A 13361-nucleotide genomic window follows, 5' to 3' on the forward strand; every position below is an offset into this window, starting at 1 on the left:
ATTACAAACTCCCAAAATCCGGCAGATTTTTCAGTTTCCCACCTTCCATCGCCGAGTCGTGCGCCAGAATCCCGACACTCGTCCAGTTGGCCGACTGCACCGCGTTGGGGAATGGATCGCGATCTTCCACGATGGCCGAAACAAATTCGTGCACCATGTGCGGGTGCGAGCCGCCGTGACCGCTGCCCTGAATGAAGGATAAGTGTGCGTTATCTTCCTCATTATAAACGCCGTGCGTCGTAAATGATTGAATTTCGGCGGGCAAATAATGCGCATAATCCGGCACTTTCACTTTTTCCGGAATCTCCGGTTCCGGTTTTTTAGCCGTGTGAATCACCGGGTCTTCGCCTTCAATCAATGGCCACTCGAATGACTTTAACGAACCATAGACCTCAAAACTTTCGCGGTACTGCCGGGCCGTATCGAACAGCGATCGGTACACATAAGCCGATAAATCACTGTCTTTGAATTTGATATGCGCCGACTCAATGGCAAAGGGAGAATTGTAGTGCGGAATCAGTTCTTCCCGAATCGTTCCCGAACCGAAACACGACACATATTCGGCTTCCAGTTTCAGCAAACCGGCCACCGGACCAACGCAGTGGGTCGCGTAGTGCATGGGAGGCAAACCGGGCCAGTAGCCGGGCCATCCGTCCATATCCTGTTGGTGGCTGGCTTTCAGAAACTGGATTTTCCCCAGCTCACCTTTCTCGTATAACTCCTTGACAAACAGGAACTCGCGGCTATACACCACGGTTTCCATCATCATATACTTCTTACCGGATTCCTGACACGCCTTCACGATTTCCATGCATTCTTCCACCGAGGTCGCCATTGGAACCGTGCAGGCCACATGCTTGCCCGCCCGCAGCGCTTTCAGGGTTTGTTCGGCATGGTTGTGAATGGGCGAATTGATGTGCACCGCGTCGACGTTGGGATCAGCCAGCAGGTCGTCGATGTTGTTGTACCGCTTTTCGATACCAAACGCATCACCGATTTCATTCAGTTTTTCGGTATTCCGCTGGCAGATCGCATACATGTTCGTATGCGGATGGCGCTGATAAATGGGAATAAACTCGGCACCGAAGCCAAGTCCAACGATGGCAATATTGATTTTCATACTGACCGATCGGGCTGTTAACCCGTCTCTTTTTGAATGTAAGGCCGACTATTGCTTCTCTGAAGCGTGATAGGCGTGGGGTGATAAAATAGATTAAAAAATACCAGCTAATTCAACGTAAGATTTCGGTGAGAAAATGACTCATTCCGACTTATTCCTATTTATTCTCAATCTATTACTACAAAAGTAACGAAGAAATCAGGATTCTTCTCGGCTTTTCTTGTCAAATACCGGTTGTATTTTAACTAAAAAAGTTTGATAAATTTGTCAAAGACAGCAAAAGAAAGCAAAAGTCATGCGAAATGCCCTTCGAAAAGACCTGGAACCCGTTGCTTCTTCGTTCATTGTGAAAGAACTCGTCGAACCTCATTTCGACGCCAACTGGCATTTCCACCCACACTACCAGTTATTTCTGGTGGAGGAGGGTACGGGAACCCGGTTTATCGGTGACTCGATTAAGCCGTTTGCCGAGGGCGACCTCGTCTTTTTAGGTCCCAACCTGCCCCACCTCTGGCGCAGCGATCAGGCCTTTTTTCAGCGGGATTCGGGGCGAATCACCAAAGGCATCGTCGTGTATTTTTCGGAGGATTTTCTGGGCGATCATTTCTTTGATAAACCGGAAATGAATCTCATGCAGCAATTACTCGAACACGCCCGACGCGGGCTGGAATGGACCGGGCCAACGCAGAAAATTGTCCACAAGGCTTTGCAGAAACTAGCTGCCCAACCGGTGAGTTTCAACCGGTTAATGACGCTCCTGAGCCTGCTCGACGACCTCTCCCACGCCACCGATTACCGTTTCATTACCAGTCTGGGCTACACCAATACCGTCAAACCGTCGGAAACCGACCGAATGCAACAGGTTCATAATTACGTATTGGGGCATTTCCACGACGATATTAGCCTGGATTCCGTCGCCGATCTGGCGGGCATGACACCCCCGGCTTTTTGCCGCTATTTTAAGGCGCGGGCCAACAAAACTTTTTCGGAATTTGTGTCGGAAATCCGGATCGGGCACTCCTGCAAACTCCTGATGGAAGGAAAGTTGAGCGTTACGCAGGTAAGCTACGAGAGCGGTTACCGAACTCTTTCCAACTTCAACCGCCAGTTTAAGGGAATTACCGGACAAACCCCGTCGGAATACGTCAAAACCGTACGGGCGGTATGACGCCAACTGCCTTGTTTTGCTATCTTTGCGTTCATGCAAGGCACCATCCTCATTATCGACGACGAAGACCGGCTTCGCCAGCTTTTAGCGCGACTTTTAAGCCTTGAAGGGTACCAGGTTCTGGAGGCAAACAACGCCCGCAACGGTTTGCGGATTCTGGAACAGGAAGATATTCAACTGGTTATCAGCGACGTTAAACTGCCTGACAAAAATGGCATTGAACTGTCGGCTCTGATCAAACAGCAGCACCCAAACACCGAAATCATTGTACTGACGGCTTTTGGCACCATTTCCGACGGTGTTGCGGCCATCAAGAACGGCGCCTTTGACTACATCACGAAGGGCGACGACAACGACCGCATCATTCCGCTCGTCAGTCGGGCGATTGAAAAAGCCCAACTGCAATTCCGCATCCGGCAACTGGAAGACAAAGTCAGTAAACGTTTTGGTTTTGAGAGCATTAACGGCGAATCGAAAGCCATCAAAAAAGCCGTTGATCTCGCCCGAAAAGTCGCCGTCACCGATACCACCGTGCTTCTGACCGGCGAAACCGGTACGGGGAAAGAAGTGTTTGCACAGGCCATTCACCAGGCCAGCCCCCGGCGAACCGGCGCCTTTGTGGCCGTGAACTGCAGTGCGTTGGGCAAAGAAATTCTGGAAAGTGAACTGTTCGGGCACCGCGCGGGAGCGTTTACCGGAGCCGCCCGTGATAAAAAGGGGCTTTTTGAAGAAGCGAATAAAGGGACGCTGTTTCTGGATGAAATCGGCGAAATGGCGCTTGATCTGCAGGCAAAATTGCTTCGGGTACTGGAAATGCACGAATTCATCCGGGTTGGTGACACGAAACCGACGAAAGTGGATGTTCGGGTCGTGGCCGCAACCAACCGCGATCTCGAACGGGAATCGGCGGCTGGAAATTTCCGACTGGATCTATATTATCGGTTATCGGTTTTTCGAATCGAACTCCCTTCCCTCCGTGATCGGCGGGATGATATTCCGGATCTGGCTTTGCAGTTCGCCCGGCAGAGTGCGTTGAAAATTGGCAAACGGGATGTCCAATTGAGTGAAGAATTCCAGCAGAAGCTGCGTCAGCACGACTGGAAAGGCAACATTCGCGAGCTTAAAAACGTAATCGAACGGGCGGTTATTCTGGCCGATGGCCCCAAACTGGAACCGGATCTGCTCCCCTATGATCTTTTATATGCGGGTAAACCAACACCGACCGGACCGGTTTTTGATCTGGCACAGGTGGAAGAAAACCACATTCGCCAGGTTCTGAAACACACCAATGGCAACAAAGCCGAAGCCGCCCGTCTCCTCAACATCGGCCTGACCACCTTATACCGAAAAATTACCGAATACCGGATTTAGTTGAAGTTTAGAGTTATGAGTTAAGAGTTTTTCAGCTTGCGTCAGCCAACTCTTAACTCATAATTCCCGGACTCTTACCTCAATAAGCGTTTATCGGTACGTTTGATGAAATGAACGTCAACAGGTCTTCGTTTAATTCATCTTTTTGCGTGAAGAATAAACCGTGTGGTTCTCCTTCATAAACAAGCAGTTGCGACTGCGGAATCAGCTCGTGCGTTTTTTGTCCGGACGATTCAAAAGGTACGGTTTGATCGGCATCACCATGAATAATCAGGGTTGGAACCGTAATTGCCGCCACATCGGCCCGGAAATCGGTGCTGGAGAAGGCTTTCGCACATTCGATTGTTGCCCGGGGTGAACCCAGCAATGCCAGCGTTTGGTCCCATTTCAAATGCGAATCGCTGACGGGATGGTTAAGCATATTCACACCATAAAATTGCTTGCCAAATGATGCCAGAAAATCGGCGCGGTCGGCCTGTATTTTTTCCAGCATTTCGTCAAATACGGACTGATCAACGCCATCCGGATTATCATCGGTTTTTAGTAAATAGGGCGTTACCGCACTTACCAGAACAATCTTCGATACGCGCTCCGAACCGTGACGGCTCAGATACCGAACCACTTCTCCCCCACCCATCGAGAAACCAACCAGCGTAACATCTCTCAAATCCAGTTCATCCAGAATGGCTTTCAAATCATCCGCCAATGTATCATAATCGTAGCCATCCCACGGTTTCGACGATTTACCAAAGCCCCGACGATCGTAGGCAATGCAACGCAAACCGTGTTTTGGCAGCTCCGTTAATTGATATTCCCACATTTCATGACTCAACGGCCAGCCGTGAATCAATACGACGGGATTTCCCGTACCCCAATCCTGATAGAACAGATTGACCGGCTCGCCGTTGCGACCGGTTCCAGCTTGAATGTAACTCATAACGTTGATTAAGTCAGATACATCACGTGCATCGTAATTCTAACTAATCCGCTGGCAGTTATGTTATTATTTTCATTCGATTCCGATTTGGTAGTTCACTACTTGCTGTCGTTCGGTTCATGAGATACTCGTTTCTCGTCCGTTTGAAATACAACCTGATGCGCTTTTTATTCTGCTTAGAAACCGGCCATTCTGTTATTTCAAACTGCGTCTTAATCAAACAGATTAAACTGCCGTTTACGGAGAAAACGGCTGGTGTCCAGTTTGGGTAACGCGTGGTCCGGAATGTATTTTTTGAGCGCAAGGTGATGAAGCTGCCGGATTTGTTCGGCGAATCGTCCTTCTCCCGACATGCGGGTCCCAAACCGTGAGTCGTGAAGCTGTCCACCGTGGCATTCCCGAATCTGGCTCAGCACCTTGTCGGCCCGGTCGGGGTAATTTTTCCGAATCCAGTCTTCAAACAATGGTTCGATTGCACCATTTAATCGTACAATGGTGTAACCCGCCCAGCGAGCCCCGTGTTTCCCGGCCGCTTCAATCAGTTTCGGAATTTCCTGATCGTTCAAGCCCGGAATGATCGGCGCGGTCATCACGCCTACGGGAATACCAGCTTTTGTCAATTCAGCCATAACCTGCAAACGACGCTGAGCCGTTACCGTGCGCGGTTCCATCGCCTGCCGCAGTCTGTCGTCCAGAGTGGTTATAGAAATCAAAACCATCACGAGATTCTGAGCGGCCAGTTGCTGCAAAATGTCTTTATCGCGCAGAACCAGGGCATTTTTGGTGAGGATGCTAACCGGATTTCGATACATCAGGCATCGTTCCAGCAGTTGGCGGGTTAACTTAAACCTCCGTTCGGCAGGCTGGTAACAATCGGTGTTCCCCGATAAATGTATGACTTCAGGCTGGTAATTTTTCGACAGAAACTCTTTTTCCAATAAAGCCGGGGCATTTTTCTTAACCATAATTTTACTCTCGAAATCGAGTCCGGCCGAAAAGCCCCAATACTCGTGCGAATTCCGGGCGTAGCAGTATATGCACCCATGTTCGCAACCCATATACGGATTTACTGAAGCGACAAAACCGATATCCGGGCTATTCGGTCGACTGACAATCTGCTTCGGATTGTCCTCATAAAACTGCGTTTTTACGGCGGGTTCCGGAAAATCATCATCCGGAACATCCTGCTCCGAATCCGGTTCTATTCGAAGGGCCTGGAATCGATTCGGTACATTGAATTGAGCCCCGCGCCCCTTCAGATAATCGTTTGTCATAACAAAAAGCGATTCAGGTGTTGATACATAATAATATAAGAAAAATATATAACACACAACTAAATCACAATCTTTTCTATTAGATGGTGAATCAGTCCGCCTTTACCTGTTAAATTTTCTTAAATAACCGCCGTACTTTGCCAACCTTTTTGTTTATATCGAACTTGCCGTCGATTATGAAGCTTCTATTCCTTTTATTATTTGTTTCTTTCGCGTCACTGGCGCAAACGCCGAAATATATTATTGGCAAAGTGCTGGATCAGGAAACGGGCCGGGGAGTCGGTAACGCCAGTGTCATCAACAAACGCACGCTGGCGGTCGGGCGCACCAATCAGATCGGTAATTATTACTTACAGGTAAAACCGGGCGATTCGGTAGTGGTAACCAGTCCTACGCACGGCCGTTATGCGTTTTTGTGGGATGGCACTACCCAGCAACCCGTCATGCGAATGAAGCGGCAACTGGCGGATAATGTAATCCAACTGGATGAAGTAACGGTTCGGGGGAAACAGGAAGCAGAACTCAAACGGGAATTGGAACAACTGCTCAGCGAACCGGAAGCCAAACGCGGACTAACGGGCGAGCAGGTGCTGGATCGGGCGGCTTCGGGTTCCGTGATCACGTTACTCTACGAAGCATTTAGCAAACGGGCCAAATCGGACCGTAAAGCCCTGGTTTTGATGCAGGAAGACCGTCGCCACAAGCTGGCATCTTACCGGTTTGACCTAGTGGCCAGCCGAGCTACCGATCTGACGGGTGATAACCTGACCAAATTCAAAGAATTTTGCCGCTTCGAAGACATGTTTATTCTGCAAGCCTCCGAATACGAATTAACCTACGCGATTTTACAAAGCCTGAAAGAGTATAATCGTTAATCGTGATCCCAGATCGATTATATGCTCGCCATGGGCGCACCTAAGTAGTAAGTGGTTTTACTCTGCTAAAACAAAAAAGCCATGCGGGATTTCCCTCATGGCTTTCTGATTTACTCAACGTTATGAAAAACTTTTCTTTTCGATGCAAATATATAATATTAGTTAAGATATAAAATCCAAAAAGGTCAAAAAAATTTTACACGATCAATATTTACCTTCTTAGACACTCACTATCAACTAATTACACAAGTTACTAAATCCGACAACTAAGCAACAAAGTAAGTACTATTACTTAGTATTACTCATCCAATATCGCTCCATCCCGAATTGTCAGTCTGCGATCTGCCATGTTCGCTAACAAATCGTTATGGGTTACGATAACGAATGTTTGCTTGAATTCGTCCCGCAACCGGAAGAAAAGCTGATGCAATTCTTCGGCATTGTGCGAATCCAGGTTTCCACTGGGTTCATCGGCAAAAATAATGGCCGGCGAGTTAATCAGTGCCCTGGCAACGGCGGTTCGTTGTTGCTCCCCTCCTGATAATTGAGACGGTAAATGGTCCTTTCGGTCACTTAATCCTAAAATATTTAATAATTCTTCTGCTCTGGCTTGCACCTTCCGGTCCTCATTTCCAGCAATATAGCCCGGCAAACAAACATTTTCGAGGGCCGTAAATTCGGCGAGCAGGTTGTGAAACTGGAACACAAAGCCGATCCGTTCGTTTCGAAACCGGGCCAGTTCCTTTTCGTTCAAACCGAAAACATTTTGCCCAGCCAGTGTCACCTGGCCGGAATCGGGCCGGTCGAGCGTGCCCAGAATGTGCAAAAGTGTACTTTTTCCGGCGCCGGAAGCACCAACGATCGAAACGATTTCGCCGGCTTGTATACTTAAATTAATTCCCTTCAAAACGGGCAGATCGCCGTGCGAACGGATCAGGTCAACTGCTTTCAGAAGCGGTTCCATATAGTTAGGATTGGGGTCAGATTTACCGTTTCTGGCGTAACGTAACGATGTTCATGTAAAATGTAAATTGAAACTCACTACCTGAAACTCGAAACTATAACCGATTAATTTGTTAAGTTTACCGCGAAAATAAGTTTTTTTTCACCATTCCTTGTTTTGCTCAATATGAACATCCACGAGTACCAGGGTAAAGAGATATTAAAAAACTACGGTGTCCGCGTTCAGGAAGGCATCGTGGCCGAATCACCCGAAAAAGCCGTTGAAGCCGCCAAGCAGATCATGGCGCAAACCAATTCCAAGTTTGTAGTGATCAAATCCCAGATTCACGCCGGAGGCCGCGGAAAAGGCAAAATCCGGGGTTCGGAGCAACGGGGGGTTCAGTTAGCCAAATCGGTTGACGATGTGCGGGACATTTCAAAGAATCTGATTGGCAACGTTCTGGTTACGCACCAGACCGGTCCCGAGGGTAAAAAAGTAAATAAAGTACTGGTTGCTCAGGACGTTTACTACCCCGGCGCTTCGGATCCGAAAGAATTTTACATCGGTATTCTGCTCGACCGGGCCAAAGCCTGTAACGTAATCATGGCCAGCACCGAGGGCGGGATGGACATTGAGGAAGTTGCGGAACATACGCCCGAAAAAATCTTCAAGGAATGGGTCGATCCGGCCATCGGATTGCAGCCTTTTCAGGTTCGGAACATTGCCTTTGCGCTGGGTTTGCAAGGGGAAGCCTTCAAGGAAATGGTCAAATTCGTCGGATCGCTCTACAAGGCGTACGTCGAAACGGATTCATCCATGTTTGAAATCAATCCGGTTTTGAAAACATCGGATAATAAAATTCTGGCCGTTGATGCGAAAGTCAATCTGGACGACAATGCGCTGTATCGCCATCCGGATTTGATTCACCTCCGCGACATCACGGAAGAAGATCCGCTGGAAGTGGAAGCTACCGCCAACGACCTGAACTACGTCAAACTGGACGGAAATGTGGGTTGTATGGTCAACGGCGCCGGTCTGGCAATGGCCACAATGGACATCATCAAACTGTCGGGTGGAGAACCTGCCAACTTCCTGGACGTCGGTGGAGGAGCAAACGCCAAAACCGTTGAAGCCGGTTTCCGCATTATCCTGAAAGATCCAAACGTAAAAGCAATCCTGATCAACATCTTCGGCGGAATCGTTCGCTGCGACCGCGTGGCAACGGGTGTCGTGGAAGCGTACAAAGCCATTGGCGACATCAAGGTTCCGATCATTGTCCGTCTGCAAGGCACCAACGCTGAAGAGGGCGCCCGCATTATCGACGAGTCCGGTCTGAAAGTTTACTCAGCTGTTCAGTTGAAAGATGCCGCTGCGAAAGTGAAGCAGGTGCTCGAGGAGCTGGGAGAATAGCGTTTTGAAAGTTGTTTCGCGGAGCTAAGCGGAGAAAAAAGAGTTAAGCGAAGAAGATTTATTTTCTCTGCTTAACTCTTTTTTTCTTCGCTTGACTCCGCGAAATAGTTCTTTTTTACCGTTTTGATTTCTGGTAATACTTCATCGCGTCGGACATCTGGCTTTGCAGGTCGCGAATCCGGCGCTCATCCGACGGGTGAGTGGAAAGGAATTCCGGCGGTTTTTGACCCGATCCGGCTTTGGCCATCCGACTCCAGAAATTAACGGCTTCCTGCGGATTATATCCCGCCATTGCCATAAAAATCAATCCCAATTTATCGGCTTCCGACTCCTGTGAGCGGCTGTGCGGTAAGGCACGGCCAACCTGATAGGCAACGGGCAAACCGGCTCCCACAGCCTGTAGCAGTAGCGCGTTCGTCTGGCTTCGCTGGTTCTGGGAAAGCGATCCCAGAAGCAATTGGCCACCCTGTAATAAACCGCTCGCGACCAGTTCTTCACTCATCCGCTCATTACCGTGTTCGGCAATGGCATGCGAGACTTCGTGCCCCATAACCGTCGCTACACCGGCTTCGTTTTGCGTATAAGGCAAAATACCCGTGTAAAAGGCAACTTTACCCCCCGGCATACACCAGGCGTTGACCTGGGGACTTTCAATCAGGTGGAATTCCCATTGGAAACCTTTCAGGCGGTCGCTCAGGTTGTTAGCCGCCATATAGGATTCGACGGCTTTCTGAATCCGGACACCAACCCGTTTGATCATATCTTCCTGACCGCCGGAATTAACCACCTTACTCGAATCCAACACGCCTTTATAGTTCGTAAAACTTAATGGCAGCATCTGTTCGTTCGGTATTAAAATCAGTTGCTTCCGACCGGTAAGCGGGACCTTCTGACAGGCAATGACGAGGCCAAGCATCAGCATGGCCATTATCGCTTTTTTCATGGTGAGAGTTAATAGAGTTTACAATTTTAGACGTCAAAACTACCTATAAGAGACTGTTGGAAGCCCCAATTTGTTCATTTTTTTTAATAAGCTTGTGGTTGGGCCGTCTTTCCTGTTTAGATTTGTGACCGCAGAAAAAGTTTAAATCGCATGAAAATCATCGCTGTCGGGCGGAATTACGCCGAACACATCAAGGAATTGAACAACGAACAACCCGATGATCCGGTTATTTTTACCAAGCCCGAAACGGCCCTTCTGCGTTCCGGCGATCCGTTTTTCTATCCGGATTTTTCGTCCGATGTTCACTTTGAAGTTGAAATTCTGGTACGGATTGGCCGGACCGGTAAAAATATCGAGCAAAAATTCGCCCACCGGTATTACGATGAGATCGGAATTGGCGTTGATTTCACAGCCCGCGATCTTCAGTCGAAGCTGAAAGCCAAGGGTTTACCCTGGGACTTAGCCAAAGGATTCAACGGTTCAGCCCCGATGTCGCCCTTTATCCCGAAAACGGATTTTCCGGATTTGCGCAATCTTAATTTCCGGCTCGACGTTAACGGAGAAACCCGGCAGGCGGGCAATACGTCCATGATGTTGTTTCAGATCGACTACCTGATTTCCTTCGTTTCGAACTATTTTATGCTTCTTCAGGGCGACATTCTTTTCACCGGAACCCCGAAAGGCGTTGGCCCCGTCCAGATTGGCGACCGGTTGACGGCTTATATCGAAGACCGGAAAATGTTAGAGTTTGATGTAAAATAGCGATCAGTCAAGGCTGGAGATTATGGTAGAATTTGTGAGAAAAAAGCTGGTAAGTGTTTATATCGTTGGTTTTCTGCTATTTATTCGTTCAGCAGGCTTCGGACAGGCAACGCCCGACAAGGAAATTCTGAAAGCCGTTCAGCCCGGTTATTTTTTGTTTCCGATCATGCCCGGTGAAGCCAATTCGCTCTCGGGCGGTTTAGGCGACCTCCGCCCCAATCACTTCCACGCCGGTATCGACATCCGCACTGCCCAACGGGAGGGGCTAGACGTTTACGCAGCCGCCGACGGTTATGTATCCCGGATTGCGGTTTTTACGGGCGGTTATGGCAATGTCATTTTTATTAAACATCCTAATGGTCTAACGACGGTTTACGGCCACCTAAAAACCCTGAACGACACGCTGGGGCGGTTTTTGAGGGCGGAACAATACAAAAAGCAAACATTTGAAATCGATCTGCGTCCGCAACCGAATCAGTTTCCGGTCAAAAAAGGAGAAATCATTGCGCTGTCGGGTAACACGGGTGGTTCGGGTGGTCCCCACCTTCACTTCGAAGTCCGCGATGCTAAAAACAATTTGCTAAACCCGCTTCTGTTTGGTTTTCAGGAAATTGAGGACGAGCTCCCCCCCTTTTTTGAACGAATTGCCCTCCAGCCATTAACCCCTGCTTCCCGCGTGAATGGTCAGGCCAGCCGGATTGCCTTTACGCCAATTCGCAAGCCGAATGGCGATTATGTGCTGACGCAACCCGTTTCGGCCAGCGGGTTGATTGGCCTGGAAGTGTTAGGCCACGACCGGACGAGCGGATCGCCGTTCAAAAATGGATTGACCTGTATCGAAATTCAACTGGACAACCGGGAAGTGTTTGCCTACAACATGAACAATTTCCCGAACGAGGATACCCGGTTCATTAATCTCCACATGAATTACAGCGTGGAACAACTGACCGGCCAGCGGTTTCACCGCTGTTACCTCGCCGACGGAAATACGCTGAATTTGTACCGCTACGATGGAAAACGTGGAAAATTGCCGCTTTTCGACGGCCAGCCGCACGAAGTCAGCATCACGCTATACGACTGCTTTCAGCATGCCTGTACCCTGCGGTTTACGGTGAATCCTGAAGTTGAAAGCGAAACCGTTGCTAAACTGATACCGAGTAAATTGCCCACGGCTCTTTTTACTTCGATGGAAGAAAATACGCTGATCATCCGGGCCCGGAATTTCCCGACGACCGCTGCTCCAGTCGCTCAATTGTATGTGAGCGGAACAACTTTGGAGTTACCGGTCAGTTATATTCGGGCCAACGAAGCCAGCTATGTCATTGATTTAAAAAAGCAATTACCGGATTCAATAAAGATTGGAAAAACCGTTCAGGTGCTGAATTTCAAAAAGCGAATTATTCCGGGTCAGGAAACCACCTACCGGGATTCGGCGGTTACGATTACGTTTCGGCCGGAAACCCTGTATGATACACTTCATCTTGCCGTTTCGAGTTCCGGTAACCGTCTGACGATCAATCAGGGAATCGTTGCGATGAACGACTATTTTGAAGTCAATTTTGCGCCGAAGGAGCCGCTGGAAAACCGTCAGAAAACCCAGATTTATCTGGTAAATGGCGGAGGGCGTTCGTACGTCGGCGGTTTTTGGAAAGACGAGCGGTTTTTGTTCAAAGCCCGTCAATTGGGTACTTTTCAACTTTTGACCGATTTGAATCCGCCGACGGTGAAAATTTTACGAAAGGATTATCAGGCACTGGTAGCAACTGTCAAAGACGATCTGTCGGGTATCGACAGCGTTCGGGCGATGGTCAACGGGGAGTGGATTCTGATGCAATACGATTATAAAAAAGCGTTAGTCTGGTCGGATAAACTCGATCCGGCCAAACCATTTGAAGGTACTGTGGTGTTGGAAGTGAAAGACCGGGCCGGTAATCTGACAACCGTAACGGCGATGTTGCCTCCGGCTCCCCGGCCAATGGCAGTAGATTCGGCGGCTATTTCAAACAAGGAAAATTAGGCTTTAACGGGCAATGTGCTTTTTTTGCCGTTACTTGCCAGTCCGAAGACTGTAAACTTAAAAATTATGTCTCTCCAAATCGGCGACGCGGCACCCGAATTCGAAACCCGCGACCAGAATGGCAACCCGGTCCGGCTCTCGGATTTTAAGGGTAAAAAAGTTGTGTTGTATTTCTATCCCAAAGACGACACGCCCGGTTGTACGGCCGAAGCCTGTAATCTCCGCGACAATTATAATTACCTGCTCAAAGCGGGTTACGAAGTCCTGGGGGTCAGTGTCGATGATGAAAAGTCGCACCAGAAATTCATCAAGAAATTCAATCTGCCGTTTGCTTTGCTGGCCGATACGGATCACAAACTCGTGGAAGCCTATGACGTCTGGCACGAGAAGTCGATGTTTGGCAAGAATTACATGGGCATTGTTCGGACCACCTTTATCATCGACGAAAACGGAATCATTTCCGATATTATCACCAAAGTCGATAATGAAAACCACACGGAGCAGATTTTAAAATAGAAGTACGATTATAGACAAGAGACAA

The 13361-nt window shown here is 48.8% G+C and carries 12 protein-coding genes; 7 read left to right on the top strand and 5 right to left on the bottom strand.

Annotation, left to right across the window (positions count from 1 at the left end):
* Position 1: 1 nt before the first annotated feature.
* Positions 2-1120, bottom strand: a complete 1119-nt coding sequence (locus GJJ30_RS17375; protein ID WP_154176423.1) for a Gfo/Idh/MocA family protein — start codon at positions 1118-1120, stop codon at positions 2-4.
* Positions 1121-1415: 295 nt separating this feature from the next.
* Between GJJ30_RS17375 and GJJ30_RS17380 the strand changes: the two genes are divergently transcribed.
* Entirely contained in the window at positions 1416-2288 is an 873-nt protein-coding gene (locus GJJ30_RS17380) for an AraC family transcriptional regulator (RefSeq protein WP_154176424.1), read from the top strand.
* Between the two features lie 33 nt (positions 2289-2321).
* Positions 2322-3659 carry a sigma-54-dependent transcriptional regulator gene (locus GJJ30_RS17385; RefSeq protein ID WP_154176425.1) on the top strand — a complete coding sequence of 446 codons (1338 nt, stop codon included), beginning with the start codon at positions 2322-2324 and terminating at the stop codon, positions 3657-3659.
* A gap of 79 nt (positions 3660-3738) precedes the next feature.
* On the opposite strand, the gene GJJ30_RS17390 is transcribed toward GJJ30_RS17385, so the two are convergent.
* Together GJJ30_RS17390 and GJJ30_RS17395 are read right to left on the bottom strand one after the other, a co-directional pair.
* Positions 3739-4596 carry an alpha/beta fold hydrolase gene (locus tag GJJ30_RS17390; RefSeq protein ID WP_154176426.1) on the bottom strand — a complete coding sequence of 286 codons (858 nt, stop codon included), beginning with the start codon at positions 4594-4596 and terminating at the stop codon, positions 3739-3741.
* Between the two features lie 212 nt (positions 4597-4808).
* Complete coding sequence (locus tag GJJ30_RS17395; RefSeq protein WP_154176427.1) at positions 4809-5870, bottom strand: PA0069 family radical SAM protein; 1062 nt, start codon at positions 5868-5870, stop codon at positions 4809-4811.
* Between the two features lie 176 nt (positions 5871-6046).
* Here GJJ30_RS17395 and GJJ30_RS17400 point away from each other — a divergent pair, with 176 nt between their 5' ends.
* Positions 6047-6745, top strand: coding sequence for a hypothetical protein (locus tag GJJ30_RS17400; protein WP_154176428.1), 699 nt, complete (start codon positions 6047-6049; stop codon positions 6743-6745).
* A gap of 298 nt (positions 6746-7043) precedes the next feature.
* On the opposite strand, the gene GJJ30_RS17405 is transcribed toward GJJ30_RS17400, so the two are convergent.
* Complete coding sequence (locus tag GJJ30_RS17405; protein ID WP_154176429.1) at positions 7044-7709, bottom strand: ABC transporter ATP-binding protein; 666 nt, start codon at positions 7707-7709, stop codon at positions 7044-7046.
* A 165-nt stretch (positions 7710-7874) separates the two neighbouring features.
* On the opposite strand from GJJ30_RS17405, the gene sucC reads away from it, so the two are divergent.
* A complete protein-coding gene (gene sucC / locus GJJ30_RS17410) occupies positions 7875-9098 on the top strand; it encodes an ADP-forming succinate--CoA ligase subunit beta (protein ID WP_154176430.1) in 1224 nt (407 codons plus the stop codon).
* A 115-nt stretch (positions 9099-9213) separates the two neighbouring features.
* On the opposite strand, the gene GJJ30_RS17415 is transcribed toward sucC, so the two are convergent.
* A complete protein-coding gene (locus tag GJJ30_RS17415; RefSeq protein ID WP_154176431.1) occupies positions 9214-10041 on the bottom strand; it encodes a M48 family metallopeptidase in 828 nt (275 codons plus the stop codon).
* Positions 10042-10191: 150 nt separating this feature from the next.
* Between GJJ30_RS17415 and GJJ30_RS17420 the strand changes: the two genes are divergently transcribed.
* The 3 genes from GJJ30_RS17420 (at position 10192) to bcp (ending at position 13336) form a co-directional block, all read left to right on the top strand.
* Complete coding sequence (locus GJJ30_RS17420) at positions 10192-10803, top strand: fumarylacetoacetate hydrolase family protein (RefSeq protein WP_154176432.1); 612 nt, start codon at positions 10192-10194, stop codon at positions 10801-10803.
* Between the two features lie 34 nt (positions 10804-10837).
* Entirely contained in the window at positions 10838-12820 is a 1983-nt protein-coding gene (locus GJJ30_RS17425) for a M23 family metallopeptidase (protein WP_310588323.1), read from the top strand.
* A 66-nt stretch (positions 12821-12886) separates the two neighbouring features.
* On the top strand, positions 12887-13336 hold the full coding sequence (gene bcp, locus GJJ30_RS17430) for a thioredoxin-dependent thiol peroxidase (RefSeq protein ID WP_154176434.1): 450 nt from the start codon (positions 12887-12889) through the stop codon (positions 13334-13336).
* The last annotated feature ends 25 nt before the right edge of the window (positions 13337-13361 follow it).

Source organism: Larkinella terrae (assembly GCF_009668025.1).
Classification (GTDB): domain Bacteria; phylum Bacteroidota; class Bacteroidia; order Cytophagales; family Spirosomataceae; genus Larkinella; species Larkinella terrae.

Bases quoted from the DNA above. Each gene is read 5' to 3' on its own strand.
- GJJ30_RS17375 (WP_154176423.1), bottom strand. From the start codon at position 1,120: ATGAAAATCAATATTGCCATCGTTGGACTTGGCTTCGGTGCCGAGTTT.
- GJJ30_RS17380 (WP_154176424.1), top strand. From the start codon at position 1,416: ATGCGAAATGCCCTTCGAAAAGACCTGGAACCCGTTGCTTCTTCGTTC.
- GJJ30_RS17385 (WP_154176425.1), top strand. From the start codon at position 2,322: ATGCAAGGCACCATCCTCATTATCGACGACGAAGACCGGCTTCGCCAG.
- GJJ30_RS17390 (WP_154176426.1), bottom strand. From the start codon at position 4,596: ATGAGTTACATTCAAGCTGGAACCGGTCGCAACGGCGAGCCGGTCAAT.
- GJJ30_RS17395 (WP_154176427.1), bottom strand. From the start codon at position 5,870: ATGACAAACGATTATCTGAAGGGGCGCGGGGCTCAATTCAATGTACCG.
- GJJ30_RS17400 (WP_154176428.1), top strand. From the start codon at position 6,047: ATGAAGCTTCTATTCCTTTTATTATTTGTTTCTTTCGCGTCACTGGCG.
- GJJ30_RS17405 (WP_154176429.1), bottom strand. From the start codon at position 7,709: ATGGAACCGCTTCTGAAAGCAGTTGACCTGATCCGTTCGCACGGCGAT.
- sucC (WP_154176430.1), top strand. From the start codon at position 7,875: ATGAACATCCACGAGTACCAGGGTAAAGAGATATTAAAAAACTACGGT.
- GJJ30_RS17415 (WP_154176431.1), bottom strand. From the start codon at position 10,041: ATGAAAAAAGCGATAATGGCCATGCTGATGCTTGGCCTCGTCATTGCC.
- GJJ30_RS17420 (WP_154176432.1), top strand. From the start codon at position 10,192: ATGAAAATCATCGCTGTCGGGCGGAATTACGCCGAACACATCAAGGAA.
- bcp (WP_154176434.1), top strand. From the start codon at position 12,887: ATGTCTCTCCAAATCGGCGACGCGGCACCCGAATTCGAAACCCGCGAC.